Origin of the sequence: Shewanella sp. MF05960 (assembly GCF_050849305.1) — a bacterium.
GTDB lineage: Bacteria > Pseudomonadota > Gammaproteobacteria > Enterobacterales > Shewanellaceae > Shewanella.
In genome coordinates this window covers 218,548-234,614 of sequence record NZ_JBOZPS010000004.1, presented here as the reverse complement: position 1 = coordinate 234,614, position 16,067 = coordinate 218,548, and the positions used below count along the sequence as shown (strand labels likewise).

Here is a 16,067-nt window from a genome sequence, read left to right as displayed (position 1 = left end):
GAAAAAATGCGACCGAGAACAGTCGCATTTTTTTATGTTTGAAATGAATCTTATTGCTGTTGGTCGAACGCTTTAGGATTTTTAGGGTAAAAGCGATCGGCCTTACGATCGAGATGACTAAACTGGCGGGTATTTCGATAAGGCAGCTTCATAAACCCAGAAATACCATGTCCCTGAATTTTATTGACGTGGGAAATGATACGGTCAAGACACGCCCTAAATGCCGCTTGTTTACGTGGGTTGAGCAAGCGTAAATAGCTGTGGATTTTTAAATGGTTTGGTAGCGCTTCAAAAATAATACATCCGGTGTGATGTATTTGGTTTAACCAACCCAATTCGGTCATGATCTCGGCGGGTAATTCTAGGTTTTCTTCAGGATCTTTACCGTCTTCAAAGTACGAGTGCAGCCTGGATTTATCTTCTAATGTGGGTACATCACCAACTTCAAACGGCAGTTGTAACTCACCTGTGATGGTGTATTCATGTTCGGTACTTTTTCGCTCTAGGTGCAAAGTGTCTTTGGCATTAAAGAAACAGGCTTTAAATACCCCAATACGTTTAATGCCACGAGCCATAGTAACCATATTATTCACCGCTAAAGTTAGCGGTGCTTTGCAGTCTGGGTCGTAAATCGCCAAGTTTGAGTCAATAAAGACCCCAGACTCTTGCCAGTGGATCACCAACCCCCCCACAATAGGATATTGAGCTAAACGTCCCACTGCGGCTATAAACCCTTTTTCGGTATCGGCCATTCCAGCCATAAAGTTTCGGTAGTATTTTTCTAACTGCACATCATCCATTTTAGCGATAGGATCTTGAGTGTTGTGCTCTTTTAAAAATGATTTACGCGAGCTGTAACTCACGGTCTCAACTGTTTTTGAACGAGGCTGCGCCCATACAGGAATATCAGGCACTAACGGCGGCTCTGGCAATATGGGTAAATGCATTCGATGGCTATGACGTAGGCTTGTTAAAAAGTAGTCGCCCGCAAGATTACGCCGTGTAACATCATCGCTTAACATGGCGTCCAGCGTTTTAGCCAATTCAATGGGTAAGCCGATGCTGGTGGCAGGGATAACCTTAGTGCCAAAGCGGCTGATTTGTCCCGACGCTAAAGCATATAAGGTTGCGGCAGCGCCTTGCTCGTCAAACCTTGGGGTAGATAAAGCGCCACTAAGTTGTTCCTCGCCAATAAAATACACATCGCCCATACGGGCATTGGTGTGTTGTTGATCGCTAGACAATAACGACATCACGTTGTCATCAACGGCGCGATTATGCTCATCGCGTTGGGCAAACACGGCAGAGCCCCAATCGATTAACGACAGTTTGTCTGTTTCAATGTCGTATACCAAATTAGAGGGTTTAATGTCGCCGTGTACCAAAGGCTTACCCTTACGCAGGTAATACAAAATATTGGCCAGTTGTCTGGCGATACTCACTACCATCACTGGTGGGAGTGCGCCTAAGCGTTGGCAAATTTTATCGAGGTCTTCACCAATTGCCCGCTCCATGACTAAAATGCCTTGCTTGCCAACGCGTTCAAATTTTATCGCGCTGGGCACATTGGGGTGCTTAACCTGGCTAAGCATGTAAGCTTCTTCTTCAAGCCTGTCTTGCACACTTTGCGGTAGGTTAACGCGTGAAAACTTAAACACATGCGATTGACCAAATTCATTTATTCCGGCAAATACAAACCCATAAGCACCTTTACCAATAAATTCAATTTGCTGGTATCCCAATTTGCTGAGCTGTTGTTTACATAAACGTACCCATGCTTTGTGCTTGCGGGCATCATTGGCACTGAGTAAGTATATTGATTGCTCTTCATTGATATAAAAGTGCTGTAGCTGTGGAGTTTGCAAAGTCATCCCTCTTTAGTTATCTCTCCATTAAACCTTGATTCGCCTGTGTGCGGCAAGTGCTTCCTAGCTAAAAAATTACGATATGTAAACCTTGACCTACATCAAATCAAAATCAATCAACAGTAGGTAGTATGGAATGTAAGATCACTTAACGCTTTTAGCAGAGGTATTCATGCCTAACATTGATAAAGCACAACTAATTCAGTTATTTAATTTTCCTCGAACCCGTATTTTGCAATCGATGGAAGTGACTCATTGTCCTCATGCCGTCTTTTTTAATCACAGTGATGAGGAATGTATCACTTGCCATCAAGGGGAAGAGTGCCTGTGGATTAATCATAATGATGAAATGGTTGCACTCGAAATGAAATCTGTCGACGAACTCAAGCAGCAGCTACTTATTGCCGTTGATTTTGTTGATTCAAACTTGAGTCCACACCATATGTCGCGTCGTAAATGCCAGTGCGAAAATTGCCGTTGGTTAAGACAGGTTCAGTTAACGCTGGACGGTAAAGCCTAAGTTAATGTGTTTAGTTGCATCTGTTTTTTTTAGTCTTTAAAGTAGCCTGTAATATGGGTAAATAGACTAAAGAGACCATCATGGAACCACGCTTTTGGCATGAAAAATGGCAACTACAACAAATTGGTTTTCACCAGCAACAAGTTAATCCGTTTTTAGTGAAATACTGGTCGCGTTTAGGCTTAGCTGAACAAGCTGAGGTGTTTGTGCCTTTATGCGGTAAATCACTCGACATGTGTTACCTCGCAGAGCAACGGCACCGCGTGTTAGGTTGCGAATTAAATCCCATCGCAGTGGAGCATTTTTTTACTGACAACGAGTTAGCATATCAGGTTGAGCAAATCGGCGAGCATGGTGTGTTTAGCGCCGACGAAGTTCGTATTTATCAAGGTGATATTTTTACCTTACCGCATCAATTAACCACAGATATAGGTGGTTTTTACGATCGCGCGGCATTGATCGCGTGGCCAGAAGCCATGCGCCAACAATATGCCGATGCATTAGCTAAATTGATCCCCGCGAATGTGAGCGGTTTATTAATTACCCTCGATTACCCACAAGATACCCTTAAAGGACCTCCATTTGCAGTCAGCCCGGATTGGGTAGAGACTCATTTGGCGCCGCACTTTGATGTTGAATTATTAGAATGTGTTGATGTGTTGGCAGACAATCCTCGTTTTGTGAATAAGCAGGTGCCTTGGTTAAACGAAGCTGTTTATAAACTGACTCGCAAAGCGTAAAACGAGGATCGCAAGGTATAAAAAAACCTACGCCAAATTGGGGTAGGTTTTTTATTGCACATTGGCAAAATTAATGAATATCGCGCAGGGTAATCTTTGGGCGCAAATCAACTTCACCATCGGCATAAATCGCTGCTATATCATCATGCTGGCTTATTACTGCAACCGGTCCTGTCAGCATGTGGCGCACAAACAGTAAGCGGTAACCATAGCGGTGTAAATCATACAGTGCGAGTTTTTGGTCTGCTGTAGTTAAATCCCAATGCTCGTCGTGCTTTAACATATCCTTGTGTCGACGCTCATTTATTTGATATGCAACTTGAGTCATAATCCCTTCACCTAAGCCGTTTAAATATTGAAAAGTAAATGGTCAACTCAGTGTTTAATATTTCAAGCTAACATGAGATTGTGCAACATGTTGCTTGTCTATGAGCAGACTATTATTGAACACTGTTCTTTAATACGAACAATTATAGCAATAAAACTTTCGATTGATAGTTTTTTATCAGTATTTAGTATGAAAAATTGACTTTTTATGCTCAATTACTGATAACCCGTATTTCGTCTCCTTATTCAGAATAGCGGTCTCTCATACTCCAAGTGACCAATGAGTATCGCTGGGGAAAGTGTCGTGTTTCAAGGTTCACCATCATCATGATAATGAGTATCACCTATTTGATGTGAAGTTATATTACGTAAACCGCGATTTACACAGCGATAATATTTGCCGTTTTCTTGGTGAGTTTAGGCTCAATAAAAAATGCAAATCTCATCGATTAATTCACTTATTAAATTGCACACTGGCATAAGTTAGTGATCTAAGTATGGTTGGTTTTTGTGACTGATTCATACTTGATAATGATAGGTTATTACATTTGTTTCAATGTGTTATTGATTCATGCGGGTTGTTTGGTAAATATGGTTCAGGCATCAATTTTTGGATTTTATTTAAAGTAAATGTAATAATTGTGTTAATCTGGTCGCAGTAAAACAAAAAAAGAGTTGCTACTTTTAGCGAATATTTCGTTGTTTTAAAATCTATTTTATTGAACAGAGTCTATACTTTTTAAGGTTGTTGAACTCGGCATTAATTTTGTTGACTAATTAAATAGGTTATTGAGTGTTATGACATTTATGCAGGAATAAAAAAGTAGAGTTTTTGCATAAAAATTCGTTGCGTATCGGTTAAAAATATCGTTTACTGCGCATGTTTTTATAAACCAGAAAACGCACTTTTATTGCCCAACTAACAGGAGGCACTGGCCTAATGAGCCAATTTCAATCGATTGATGTTGCAGATTATTATGACAAGGACACGTTTGAGCGCATTAAGGCATTTGCTGAAGATAAGCCAACGCCGTTTGTAGTTATTGACACCCAAATCGTTGCGAAACAATACGATGACATGGTTAATAATTTTCCTTTCGCAAACGTTTATTATGCGGTTAAGGCAAATCCGGCCAAAGAAATTCTTACTTTGCTGCGTGACAAAGGCTCAAACTTTGACATCGCCTCTATTTATGAGCTTGAGATGGTCACATCGATTGGTGTTTCTGCTGACCGTATCAGTTACGGCAACACCATTAAAAAGCGCGTAGATGTGCGTTCTTTTTACGAGCAAGGCGTGCGCATGTTCGCTTCAGATTCTGAAGCTGATTTACGCATGATTGCAGAAGAAGCTCCAGGCGCTAAAGTGTATGTGCGTATTTTAACTGAAGGCACACACACCGCCGATTGGCCTTTATCGCGTAAGTTTGGTTGCCAAAACGAAATGGCATACGATTTATTGGTATTAGCTAAAGAGCTTGGATTACAACCGCATGGTATTTCGTTCCATGTTGGCTCACAGCAACGTGATATCGGTGCGTGGGATTCGGCGATTGGTAAAGTGAAAAGTATTTATGACCGTTTAAAAGAAGAACACGGCATTGTGCTTAAAATGATCAATTTAGGTGGTGGTTTTCCTGCCAACTATATGGATAAAACCAATGAACTTGGTGTTTATGCACAACAGATTAAGCACTTTCTAGAAGAAGATTTTGGTGATGAATTGCCAGAGATTATTTTAGAGCCTGGTCGTTCATTATTGTCAAATGCCGGTGTATTGATCTCTGAAGTGGTATTGATTTCTCGTAAATCAAATACAGCACTAGAGCGTTGGGTATTTACTGATGTGGGTAAATTTTCAGGGTTAATTGAAACCATGGATGAAGCCATTAAGTTCCCTATCTATACTGATCGTAATGGTGAGTTAGATAAGTGTGTTATTGCTGGCCCAACCTGTGACAGTGCCGATATTATGTATGAGCACTACAGTTATGGTTTACCGGTTGATTTAGCCATTGGTGATCGTATGTATTGGTTAACAGCCGGTGCTTATACTACAACTTATTCAGCTGTGTGTTTTAATGGTTTCCCACCGTTAAAAGATTACTATTTGTAATCAGTCTGGTCGCTATTAAAAAAGGACGCTTAGCGTCCTTTTTTGTTTTAGCGAATGAATCACGGTTTAATTCAAATTGTGTTACAAGGTTAATTTGATGTGAATCACGTTAATGGTTTTTAAGTTAGATAAATAGCTTGTTGTTTTTCACCGTATTCAACTATGCTCAAAGCCATGATTTTTGTGGGTTTTGGTCATATATTGGTAATAATTTAACGAAACTATATTAACTATTATGAATTTATATGTGATCAAGTTAACCTTATCCTCCTAAAGACTAGGTTAAAGTCTGGAATATAAGAATTTAATATTCAAAAATGAAAGGGGTTTTCAAAATGTCCGATGTATTTCACTTAGGATTAACTAAAAAAATGTTAGATGGCGCTACCTTAGCAATCGTTCCTGGTGATCCAGAACGTGTTAAGCGTATTGCTGAGCTAATGGATAATGCAACGTTCCTAGCTAGCCATCGTGAATACACAAGCTACTTAGCTTATATTGATGGTAAGCCAGTTGTTGTTTGTTCAACAGGTATCGGTGGACCGTCGACTTCTATTGCTGTTGAAGAGTTAGCACAATTAGGTGTGAGAACGTTCCTACGCGTAGGTACCACAGGTGCAATTCAACCACATGTTAACGTGGGTGATGTGATTGTGACTCAAGCTTCAGTGCGTTTAGATGGCGCAAGCTTGCATTTTGCTCCGCTTGAGTTCCCTGCAGCCGCCAACTTTGATTGTACTACCGCTATGGTTGCAGCATGTCGCGATGCCGGTTTAGAACCGCATATCGGTATTACAGCTTCTTCTGACACGTTCTATCCTGGTCAAGAGCGTTACGATACCGTTTCAGGTCGCATTACTCAGCGTTATGTTGGCTCTATGAAAGAGTGGCAGTCAATGGGCGTGCTTAACTATGAAATGGAGTCAGCCACATTATTCACTATGTGTGCAACTCAAGGCTGGCGTGCAGCATGTGTAGCAGGTGTGATTGTTAACCGTACACAACAAGAAATTCCTGATGAAGCGACAATGAAGAAAACTGAAGTGAGTGCAGTTTCTATTGTTGTTGCAGCAGCGAAAAAATTATTAGCATAATGTTATTGAGTCATACGTTTACCATGCTTGCTAAGGCTAGCGTAAACAGTAAAAAAGGTGCCTAGGCACCTTTTTTGTTATCTTATTTTCGCCATTTAGAAATGATACTGGGCAATAATAGAGTATGTATTTTGATCAACACCATTCACACCGTACTTGCTTTGCCAGTAATCGTATTCAAATCCGACTAGCAATTTGTCCTTTTTGTGCTCGCCAAATAAACTTTTACCTAAATCGTATTTAATCTGTGGATTAATGTGTAGGTTTTCATCGTAACCAGTGTTGTCTGCAACAAATACCCAATCAATAAAGCCATCGATAATGATGTTTGCATCACCGATTGGCATGTCGATTCTAAATACTGGCGTAAACTGCCAACCATCGCTGATATTGCCATTGCTAATAGCATCACGGCGATAAGTATTGAGCTGCAAGTAAGTGAAAAATGGCACATCAAAGTCAAGCCCCACACCGTAAAGCATGCTTTCTACAGGGCCATCGCCATGCTCGTACGTTAAGGCAACAGACATATCCTTAATCGCACCAAACTCTACTGGCTGACCAAGGATTTTACTGGCACTAAAACGCGGTGAAATTTCACCATAATGGCTGTTATCGTCACCACCATTGTTGCCGTTAAAGTTAATAAAATCGTGAAACACAAACCAATCGCCATATGTCCAGCCACCTGCGGTTTCTAATGTAATCGTGGTTTGTCTTTCTGATGGTGCGAGGTCATAGTTTTCGCCATGCAAGACAGTTGCACTTACATCCCACCACTGGATAACATCATTTGCAAACACGTTTGGTGAAAGTACTAGCGTGGCTAAAAGGCAGATTTTTTTCATTTTTATTCCGGTTCGTAACATGGTTGTGATGCCATAATGATTGTAAATTCAGCTTAATCGAGATGAAAAGGCAACTGGTATTATTCCCGATCGTGCACAATGGGACGCAATATATTCAAAATTGATAATCAGCACAATAAAAACTAAGGAAGCACAGCTGATTTCAGCGTTTTGTAGACAGAAACATCTTACTTTACACTTTTTACTATTGCGATGTGATGTGAAACATTGGACTAAATTATTGATACTGTTATGTTAACGGTGATTGATTTATTAGATGAGCTGTTTGTGATGAACTTTGACATATTATGTCGCAATAATAAAACGCAACTGATATAGTAAATGCACGGCATACTCATTTATTGAGGAGGATTTATGGAGCTTTCTAATCCGATCACAGTCTGGTTAGTGCTTGGGCTGTTATTAATGATATCGGAAATTATTGTTCCGGGCGGCATCGTCATTTTGCTTGGCGCTGCTTGTATTATTGTTGCATCGTCATTAGCGTTAGGGATTATCGACGGCTTTGTACAAAGCATGACGCTATGGTTTATGGCATCAATGGTGCTACTACTTAGTTTTCGTCATGTCACTCAACGCCTTGTCGGCGGTGATGCTCATGTGGCCAATACTGACGAAGAAGTTGATTTGTATAATCAGGTTGCCACGGTTAAAGAAGCTATAGGGCCAGGGCAGCAAACTGGGCGAATTCATTGCCTAGGTTCTGATTGGACTGCTTTGGGTGACGGTACAGAAATAAAAGTGGGCACCAAGGTCAGAATTATATGTCGCGATAATATTGGGTTTGTGGTTGAGCCTATTATCGATTCAGTTTAGAAGTGACTGTTTAGTTATGGTTGTTTAGTTATGATCGTTAGAAGTGACTGTTTAGTTATGGTTGTTTAGTTATGATCGTTAGAAGTGATTGTTTAGGGATTCGTCAAATTACAAAAAGGAAGTGGATATGTTTGTGTTAACCATCGCATTTTTATTTATTATTTTCATATTATTCAAATTGATGCTCATAGTGCCCATGCGCGAAGTGCATGTGATTGAGCGCTTAGGTAAGTTTCGTACCGTGTTAGCTCCTGGGTTTCATTTTTTAGTGCCATTTGTAGACAGAGTGGCTTATCGACACGATACCCGTGAAGAGGTACTTGATGTACCGCCACAAAGCTGTATCTCTAAAGATAACACTCAGCTAGAAGTTGATGGGCTGGTGTATCTTAAAGTGATGGACGGCAAACTAGCCAGCTACGGTATTGAAAACTATCGCCGCGCGGCAGTAAATCTAGCGCAAACTACCATGCGTTCTGAAATTGGTAAGTTAACCTTATCGCAAACTTTTTCAGAGCGTGACAGTTTAAACGAATCGATAGTGCGTGAAATTGATAAAGCTTCAGACCCTTGGGGGATTAAAGTATTGCGTTATGAGATTAAAAATATTACTCCATCGCATAATGTTATTCATACCCTTGAAAAACAAATGGAAGCAGAGCGTCGTAAGCGTGCTGAGATTACCTTAGCCAACGCTGAAAAAGCGGCGATGATCAATATGTCGCAAGGCGAGCGTCAAGAAGCGATTAACCTGTCAGAAGGTCAAAAACAAAGACGTATTAACGAGGCCATTGGTACCGGACAAGAAATATCAATTGTGGCCAATGCTAAAGCTGAAGGCATGGAAATGATATGCAAAGCGTTGACCATCAATGGCGGTAATGATGCCATGAACATGTTGCTTAAAGAGCAGTTTATTGGTCAAGTCGGCAAGATTTTATCTGAGGCCCAAGTGTCTGTTGTGCCTGCTGAGATGGCCAAACTTGAAGGTTTTTTTGAAGGCATGGAGCAAGTCACTCATGCGGTAAGTCATTCACCAGCGAAAGGAGCACGCTAATGTCGATTAACGGAATTGATACTGATTTTATTGTGATGGTGATTTGGGGTATTATTTTTGCTATTTTCGTGTTGAAACTATTTCAATCGATTCGTTTAGTGCCCACTAAATCTGCCTATATTGTAGAGCGTCTAGGTAAGTACCACAGCACCTTAGATGCTGGTTTTCATACCCTTATCCCTTTTGTTGATAAAGTGGCTTACATTCATGATTTGAAAGAAGAAACCATTGATGTTCCACCGCAGGAATGTTTTTCGAGTGACGAAGTCAACGTCGAAGTAGACGGCGTGATTTATATTTCGGTTACCGATCCAGTTAAAGCCAGTTATGGCATTACTGACTACCGTTACGCTGCGATTCAGCTCGCTCAAACAACAACCCGTTCGGTTATTGGTACGCTAGATTTAGACCGTACTTTTGAAGAGCGTGATTTAATCTCGGCTAAAGTCGTCGAAGTGCTAGATGAAGCCGGTTCTATGTGGGGAATGCGCGTTCACCGCTACGAGATTAAAAATATTACGCCACCAGAAACCGTTAAAAACGCCATGGAAATGCAGGTTAATGCCGAGCGTGAGCGCCGTGCGTTACTCGCTAAAAGTGAAGGTGATAAACAAAGCAAAATTAACCGTTCAGAAGGTGTGATGGCAGAAACAATTAACCGATCTGAGGGTGAAATGCAGCGCCGCATAAACGAAGCTGAAGGTAAGGCGCAAGAGATTTTAACCTTAGCTAAAGCTACCTCAGAGTCGATTGAGCGTTTAGCGGTAGTGATTTCATCTGAAGGCGGACAAAGTGCATTGCGTATGCAGCTCGGTGAGCAATACATGAAGCAATTAGATGGTCTAAGCAAAAAAGATAGCCGCATTGTATTACCAGGCAACTTGGTCAACTTTGAATACTGGATGGACAGCATTGGTTTAAAAGACGATAAAAAATAGGTTGTTAAAAAATAGGTGGTTACGATGCACCATTCAGTAGGTTATCCGCTCGGTACAAACGCTGTATTGTACTGATGATATTGTACTGAGGATATTGCACCAATGAAGCTATTTAAGCTGATGTGATGAATGTTGTCACAGAATGATAAAAAGGGGCCAGCAGCAATGCTGACCCCTTTTTTGTATTTTTAAGCCCCCGTTTTAATCCCTTAGTTTTCGATACGTTGACCTTACTGGGTTAAGCTGGGTTTAGCCGAGGTGTACTATTTAACGATATCGCCAAGATGTTCAACAAACACTTTGGCAACCGGCGAGGGGGCGCTATCTTTGGGTGAGAGAATATTAATATCGGTAAATCCAGCGCTTAACTCAGGCAGTACGTTAATGAGTTGCTGATTTTCTACGGCATCCACAGCAATAACTTGGGGTAGGAGAGTAATCCCAGCACCGCCGAGACAAAAGTGATACAAAGAATTGTAATCACTGCAAATAATTTTGTAGTTGGCACTCACGTTTGTGTGCTGGAAATTCCATTGATGCTCTAAAACACCTTCGGTATCACGATAACCAAGTAATGAGTGGTAATGTAAATCGTCAATGGTTTCTATCACAGATGATTTTTCTAGGTAAAGGCTGCTGGCATACATTTTTCGCTCAAACGTCATGAGCTTTTGTTTGCTAATATTGCCTTTAGTGACTTCTCCTGCATTAATCATGCAGTCTAAATTTAAGCGTTTTATGTCTTGATGCTGTCCTGGCACAATAAAGACTTCTAATTGAACCTGTGGATAGGCATGCACAAAATGGGCGATGTGTTTGTCCATCAACTTATCAACAAACGGTTGTAAGCCAATTCTTAATTTGCCTTGTACGTCGTCGTGACGATGTTTAAATACGTCTCCAGCATGGTTAAGTTGACTAACCAGTGGCGTTATTTGGGCCAAATAACGTTTGCCCGAGGCGGTTAGGTTCATCACTCGAGTGGTACGGGTAAATAGTGGGGCGCCAAGTTGTTTTTCTAAATCAGCAATGCGCCGACTCACCAGAGCGCGGCGGGTATCAAGTGATTTGGCCGCCTTAGTAAAGCTACCTAGTTTAGCCACGGCAATAAACAGTTCTAAATCTTTGATGTTCAATGTGTCAGCCTAAGTCAGTCTCTTATTTTGTATAGTAATTTTCGTGATTGTCATTGTCAATTTAGTCCTAATGCAGCTTTAAGCCTTATCACTCGCTGTATTCTAGGTTTCTCGCCCCAAATAGGTAAACTATTGCACGGCTTTCCAACGCTAATTGATATATAATACATCGCAGATTTCTGGGAGGAAAAATGGACGTATCATCATTATTAGACGGCCTAAACGATAAGCAGCGTGAGGCAGTTGGCGCGCCACTTTCAAATATGTTGGTGTTAGCGGGTGCCGGCAGTGGTAAAACCCGTGTATTAACTCATCGTATTGCGTGGTTAATGCAAGTAGAACAACAAAGTCCATATTCTATTTTGGCAGTCACCTTTACCAATAAAGCGGCAGCAGAAATGCGTGAGCGCGTGGAAAAAGTGGTCGGTACTAACATGGGCCGCATGTGGATAGGCACCTTCCATGGGTTGGCCCACCGTTTATTGCGTACCCATTATCAAGATGCTAATTTACCGCAAACTTTCCAGATTATTGATTCTGACGACCAGTTACGTTTGCTTAAACGTATTCTTAAGAGCCTTAACTTAGATGAGAAGCAATATCCTCCTCGTCAGGCTCAAGGTTACATTAACGGTAAAAAAGACCAAGGTTTACGCCCTAAGCATATTGATGCGGGTGGATTTCCTATTGAGCAAAATTTACTGAATATTTATAAAGTTTATCAAGAGTCGTGCGATCGCGCAGGCTTGGTTGATTTTGCTGAAATTCTGTTACGTGCTCATGAGTTATGGCTCAATAAGCCACACTTATTAGCGCATTATCAAGAGCGTTTCCGCCATATTTTGGTTGACGAATTTCAAGATACTAACGCCATTCAATATGCTTGGATCCGCGTATTAGCGGGTAATACGGCTAACGTGATGATTGTCGGTGATGACGATCAGTCTATTTACGGATGGCGCGGCGCACAAATTGAAAACTTGCACCGTTTCTTGAAAGACTTTTCTGGTGCACAAACTATCCGCTTAGAGCAAAACTATCGTTCAACAGCGAATATTTTGAACGCCTCTAACGCCGTGATTGCCAATAACCCTGACCGTTTAGGTAAAGAGTTATGGACCGAAGATAAAGATGGCGAACCTATTTCAGTTTATTGTGCCTTTAATGAAATGGACGAAGCCAAATTTATTGTAGCGCGCATTAGTGACTGGCAAGAAAAAGGCGGCAGCTTAAGTGAATGCGCTATTTTATATCGCTCAAATGCGCAATCACGAGTGCTCGAAGAAGCCTTTTTACACAAAGGCTTAGCTTACCGCATTTACGGTGGTTTACGCTTCTTCGAACGCCAGGAAATTAAAGATGCGATGGGCTATATGCGTCTTATCAATAATAAAGATGATGATGCCGCATTTGAACGTGTGGTGAATACACCAGCACGTGGAATTGGCGATCGCACCTTAGATATTTTGCGCTCTACTGCCAAACAGCATCAGTTAACGTTGTGGCAAGCCAGTGTGCACTTAATTGAAGAAAAAGTATTAGCCGGCCGTGCAGCAAATGCAGTGCGTGGCTTTATGGAACTCATTATTTCGATGCGCACAGATACTGCCGATATGTTGCTGTATCGAATGGCTGATAGCGTGATTGAACGTTCCGGTTTACGGACCATGTACGAAGCTGAAAAAGGCGAAAAAGCCCAAGCGCGTATTGAAAACTTAAACGAATTAGTGACTGCTGCCCGCAGTTTTGAAATGCCAGAAGAGCTTGAAGATATGGGCGAGCTTAATGCCTTCTTATCACATGCGGCATTAGAAGCTGGTGAAGGACAGGCCGATGCCTTTACTGATGCTGTGCAATTAATGACATTGCATTCAGCCAAAGGACTTGAATTCCCGATGGTCTTTATGGCGGGTGTTGAAGAAGGCTTATTCCCGAGCAAGATGGCGTTAGATGAGGGCGATCGCTTAGATGAAGAGCGCCGCTTGTGCTATGTGGGCATGACTCGTGCGATGAAAAAACTGTACATCAGTTATGCAGAATCTCGCCGTATTTATGGTCGTGAAGATTATGCTAGCCCATCACGCTTTATCAATGAAATTCCTGAAAAGTTTGTTGAGCAAATTCGTATCCGTGCTCAGGTTAAGCCTTCTGTTAGCCAGCGTTTCCCATCGCGAGCGGCAGATGCAGTGGCGACTAAAAAACCTCATGGGTTTAATGACACCGGTCATAAAGTGGGTTCTAGAGTGAAGCACTTTAAGTTTGGTGAAGGCATTGTCACAAGCTTTGAAGGCTCGGGTGAAAAAGGCCGTGTACAAGTCAATTTTGTTGATTTCGGCAGTAAATGGTTATTGGTATCACTCGCTAAGTTAGAGCGTTGTTAAGCTGTCAACATGCGAAATCATGGAGATATGACATCGATGTCATTGCAAGACAAACTTCGTGCTTATGCACGATTAATGCGAATCGATAGACCCATAGGTACGTTGCTTTTACTCTGGCCTTGTTTAATGGCGTTAGTATTAGCAGCGCAAGGCATGCCTTATATTACTGTACTGCTTATTTTTATTGTGGGTGTGGTCATAATGCGAGCCAACGGCTGCATTATTAATGACTATGCTGATCGCAATTTAGATGCACATGTGGAGCGCACCAATATGCGCCCATTGGTGTCGGGCGAAGTCAGTATCAAAGAGGCGCTTTGCTTATTTGTGGTGCTTGGGTTAGCCGCATTTAGCTTAGTGTTATGGCTTAATCCGTTGGTAGTACAGTTGTCGGTCGTTGGCATTATACTGACGATTATGTACCCGTTTATGAAACGGATTACCAATATGCCGCAGATGTTTTTAGGCATAGTGTGGAGCTGGTCTATACCGATGGCCTATGCCGCACAGCTGGGAGAAGTCCCCGTTGAGGCATGGTGGTTATTTATGGCTAACTGGTGTTGGACGGTGGCTTACGACACCATGTATGCCATGGTCGATCGTGATGACGATTTAAAGGTCGGGATTAAGTCTACTGCGATTTTATTTGGCCGATTCGATAGGCAGATTATTGGTTTATTTCAACTTGCTGCGTTAGGGTGTTTTATTATGGCTGGCGTGTTGGCTGAGCGTGGTGTGATTTACGCTTTAGGCATTGTGAGCTTTATTGGCTTTGCCGTTTACCAACAAGGGCTTATTTATCGTCGTGAGCGCGCGCCCTGTTTTAAAGCCTTTTTAAATAACAACTGGGCTGGAATGATACTGTTTATTTCGCTATCGCTGGACTACATGCTTTAACGTAATGTGGTAGATGGATTATGGCAGGGATGCTAAATAACCTGAGCTCGGGATAATAAACGCCTTTCAAACAGTCCTTTGCCCTGCTAACTGCGTTGAATCGACTTACAATAGGCTAGCTATTGACGCGTCAGTTCGCCTTGTTAGCAGAACAAATGACAAGCTTGAAAGAGAGAAGGGGTAACATGTTGATTTTGAGTAGTATAAGTTCATCCCTTAATCCGAGCTCAGGTTAAATAACATGATATACCGCTTTATTGGCCTCTTGCTGTGTGGCTATTGCTTAACTAATAGCTCATTTGCAAGTGCTGACGGCAGCGACAATGTGCAATCAAAACCAGCGAGTCAGTGGGTCGATGCTTATGCTTCGGCCGCTGCGGTTAATATTCCTCGCACCCTTCAGTTTACCCTTAAAGATGGTGGCCGTGATTATCAGGTGATGATCAAATTACCTAAAGATTATCAAAAAAATAGCACTCACTTTTATCCTGTTATCTACATGACCGATGGCATGTACAGTATGCAAGTGGTTTCCGGCGCAACACGATTTCCGATGAACAGTAATATGATGCATCAAGCCATTTTAGTCGTAATAGGCTATCAAAAGGGCAGTAAAGGGGCGTCTAGTCGTATTCGAGATTATACTCCAAGCCATGATCCGAGTTGGAAACTCAACACCGGTGAGGCAAAACGGCATGTTCGCTTTATACGCGACACTGTCATGCCTTTTGTTGAGCATTATTATCGTGTTGATACCCAGCAAAATACCTTTATGGGGAATTCGCTCGGAGGGTTATTTGGTGCATATGTGTTACTGGAGCAACCTACATTATTTACCAACTATGTGCTGGGCAGCCCTTCTTTGTGGTTTGATAACAAGCACTTGTTACAACAATTTACTCAAGGCTTTAGCCAAATACCCGCCATATCCGCTAAGGTCTTTATTGGTATTGGCGAATTAGAAAGGCCGCCTTATACTCACGATAATCATCACATGGTGGCCGATGCTCAGGCGTTTTATCAAATACTCCTCTCTCATCCCTCTGTCGAAGCGGACACATTGCAGCTAAAACTCTTGGTGATCCCTGAAGCCGATCATTCAATGGCGTTTCCAACAACAGCTATCCATGGTTTATCTTGGTTATTTAAACGCGCTGATTAGCTCAAGCGACTAGATAAAAAACTCATTTGTATTGGTCATTTCCTGTAACAACTTTGTATGCAATCAAAATCCTTACTGGTCACTTTTATTGTTATGTTAATAACTTGTTTAAATAGATGTTGCCCCAATATCTATACTTAGCACACAGT

Annotated in this window: 14 protein-coding genes; 10 read left to right on the top strand and 4 right to left on the bottom strand. The window is 41.7% G+C overall.

The annotated features are described in order from the left end of the window. Window positions 1-50: 50 nt before the first annotated feature. On the bottom strand, window positions 51-1,865 hold the full coding sequence (locus ACROAE_RS05875) for a protein kinase domain-containing protein (RefSeq protein WP_432400137.1): 1,815 nt from the start codon (window positions 1,863-1,865) through the stop codon (window positions 51-53). A 172-nt stretch (window positions 1,866-2,037) separates the two neighbouring features. Here ACROAE_RS05875 and ACROAE_RS05870 point away from each other — a divergent pair, with 172 nt between their 5' ends. Both ACROAE_RS05870 and ACROAE_RS05865 read left to right on the top strand, forming a co-directional pair. Beyond that, window positions 2,038-2,385: a hypothetical protein gene (locus ACROAE_RS05870; RefSeq protein ID WP_432400067.1), complete on the top strand. Its 348-nt coding sequence runs from the start codon at window positions 2,038-2,040 to the stop codon at window positions 2,383-2,385. A gap of 80 nt (window positions 2,386-2,465) precedes the next feature. After that, window positions 2,466-3,125 (top strand): thiopurine S-methyltransferase, encoded by a 660-nt coding sequence (locus ACROAE_RS05865; RefSeq protein ID WP_432400066.1) that lies wholly within the window; start codon window positions 2,466-2,468, stop codon window positions 3,123-3,125. Window positions 3,126-3,195: 70 nt separating this feature from the next. Here ACROAE_RS05865 and ACROAE_RS05860 read toward each other — a convergent pair whose 3' ends face one another. Beyond that, window positions 3,196-3,453: a hypothetical protein gene (locus ACROAE_RS05860; RefSeq protein ID WP_432400065.1), complete on the bottom strand. Its 258-nt coding sequence runs from the start codon at window positions 3,451-3,453 to the stop codon at window positions 3,196-3,198. A gap of 939 nt (window positions 3,454-4,392) precedes the next feature. Here ACROAE_RS05860 and ACROAE_RS05855 point away from each other — a divergent pair. After that, window positions 4,393-5,568, top strand: a complete 1,176-nt coding sequence (locus ACROAE_RS05855; RefSeq protein ID WP_432400064.1) for a type III PLP-dependent enzyme — start codon at window positions 4,393-4,395, stop codon at window positions 5,566-5,568. 335 nt (window positions 5,569-5,903) lie between these two features. Further along, window positions 5,904-6,662, top strand: a complete 759-nt coding sequence (udp, locus tag ACROAE_RS05850) for a uridine phosphorylase (RefSeq protein WP_432400063.1) — start codon at window positions 5,904-5,906, stop codon at window positions 6,660-6,662. Window positions 6,663-6,757: 95 nt separating this feature from the next. Here the strand turns inward: udp and ACROAE_RS05845 are convergent, their stop codons facing one another. Next, window positions 6,758-7,510 carry an outer membrane protein OmpK gene (locus ACROAE_RS05845; protein WP_432400062.1) on the bottom strand — a complete coding sequence of 251 codons (753 nt, stop codon included), beginning with the start codon at window positions 7,508-7,510 and terminating at the stop codon, window positions 6,758-6,760. A 375-nt stretch (window positions 7,511-7,885) separates the two neighbouring features. Here ACROAE_RS05845 and ACROAE_RS05840 point away from each other — a divergent pair, with 375 nt between their 5' ends. From ACROAE_RS05840 to ACROAE_RS05830, 3 genes are all read left to right on the top strand, one after another. Further along, a complete protein-coding gene (locus ACROAE_RS05840; protein ID WP_432400061.1) occupies window positions 7,886-8,347 on the top strand; it encodes an NfeD family protein in 462 nt (153 codons plus the stop codon). Between the two features lie 127 nt (window positions 8,348-8,474). Continuing rightward, the gene (locus tag ACROAE_RS05835) at window positions 8,475-9,404 is read left to right on the top strand and encodes an SPFH domain-containing protein (protein WP_432400060.1); all 930 of its coding nucleotides are present in this window, start codon (window positions 8,475-8,477) and stop codon (window positions 9,402-9,404) included. After that, a complete protein-coding gene (locus tag ACROAE_RS05830) occupies window positions 9,404-10,342 on the top strand; it encodes an SPFH domain-containing protein (protein WP_432400059.1) in 939 nt (312 codons plus the stop codon). Before ACROAE_RS05835 ends, ACROAE_RS05830 begins: the two co-directional genes overlap by 1 nt. Window positions 10,343-10,605: 263 nt before the next feature. On the opposite strand, the gene ACROAE_RS05825 is transcribed toward ACROAE_RS05830, so the two are convergent. Beyond that, window positions 10,606-11,478, bottom strand: a complete 873-nt coding sequence (locus tag ACROAE_RS05825) for a LysR family transcriptional regulator (protein ID WP_432400058.1) — start codon at window positions 11,476-11,478, stop codon at window positions 10,606-10,608. Window positions 11,479-11,669: 191 nt separating this feature from the next. On the opposite strand from ACROAE_RS05825, the gene uvrD reads away from it, so the two are divergent. The 3 genes from uvrD (at window position 11,670) to ACROAE_RS05810 (ending at window position 15,918) form a co-directional block, all read left to right on the top strand. Next, window positions 11,670-13,859, top strand: coding sequence for a DNA helicase II (gene uvrD, locus ACROAE_RS05820; protein WP_432400057.1), 2,190 nt, complete (start codon window positions 11,670-11,672; stop codon window positions 13,857-13,859). A 36-nt stretch (window positions 13,860-13,895) separates the two neighbouring features. Beyond that, window positions 13,896-14,756 (top strand): 4-hydroxybenzoate octaprenyltransferase, encoded by an 861-nt coding sequence (ubiA, locus tag ACROAE_RS05815; RefSeq protein WP_432400056.1) that lies wholly within the window; start codon window positions 13,896-13,898, stop codon window positions 14,754-14,756. A gap of 241 nt (window positions 14,757-14,997) precedes the next feature. Next, window positions 14,998-15,918 carry an alpha/beta hydrolase gene (locus ACROAE_RS05810; RefSeq protein WP_432400055.1) on the top strand — a complete coding sequence of 307 codons (921 nt, stop codon included), beginning with the start codon at window positions 14,998-15,000 and terminating at the stop codon, window positions 15,916-15,918. Window positions 15,919-16,067: the final 149 nt, after the last annotated feature.

What these genes read in the sequence shown, in the direction of transcription:
- ACROAE_RS05870 (WP_432400067.1), top strand. Translation starts at nt 2,038, where the DNA reads ATGCCTAACATTGATAAAGCACAACTAATTCAGTTATTTAATTTTCCT.
- ACROAE_RS05865 (WP_432400066.1), top strand. Translation starts at nt 2,466, where the DNA reads ATGGAACCACGCTTTTGGCATGAAAAATGGCAACTACAACAAATTGGT.
- ACROAE_RS05860 (WP_432400065.1), bottom strand. Translation starts at nt 3,453, where the DNA reads ATGACTCAAGTTGCATATCAAATAAATGAGCGTCGACACAAGGATATG.
- ACROAE_RS05855 (WP_432400064.1), top strand. Translation starts at nt 4,393, where the DNA reads ATGAGCCAATTTCAATCGATTGATGTTGCAGATTATTATGACAAGGAC.
- udp (WP_432400063.1), top strand. Translation starts at nt 5,904, where the DNA reads ATGTCCGATGTATTTCACTTAGGATTAACTAAAAAAATGTTAGATGGC.
- ACROAE_RS05845 (WP_432400062.1), bottom strand. Translation starts at nt 7,510, where the DNA reads ATGAAAAAAATCTGCCTTTTAGCCACGCTAGTACTTTCACCAAACGTG.
- ACROAE_RS05840 (WP_432400061.1), top strand. Translation starts at nt 7,886, where the DNA reads ATGGAGCTTTCTAATCCGATCACAGTCTGGTTAGTGCTTGGGCTGTTA.
- ACROAE_RS05835 (WP_432400060.1), top strand. Translation starts at nt 8,475, where the DNA reads ATGTTTGTGTTAACCATCGCATTTTTATTTATTATTTTCATATTATTC.
- ACROAE_RS05830 (WP_432400059.1), top strand. Translation starts at nt 9,404, where the DNA reads ATGTCGATTAACGGAATTGATACTGATTTTATTGTGATGGTGATTTGG.
- uvrD (WP_432400057.1), top strand. Translation starts at nt 11,670, where the DNA reads ATGGACGTATCATCATTATTAGACGGCCTAAACGATAAGCAGCGTGAG.
- ubiA (WP_432400056.1), top strand. Translation starts at nt 13,896, where the DNA reads ATGTCATTGCAAGACAAACTTCGTGCTTATGCACGATTAATGCGAATC.
- ACROAE_RS05810 (WP_432400055.1), top strand. Translation starts at nt 14,998, where the DNA reads ATGATATACCGCTTTATTGGCCTCTTGCTGTGTGGCTATTGCTTAACT.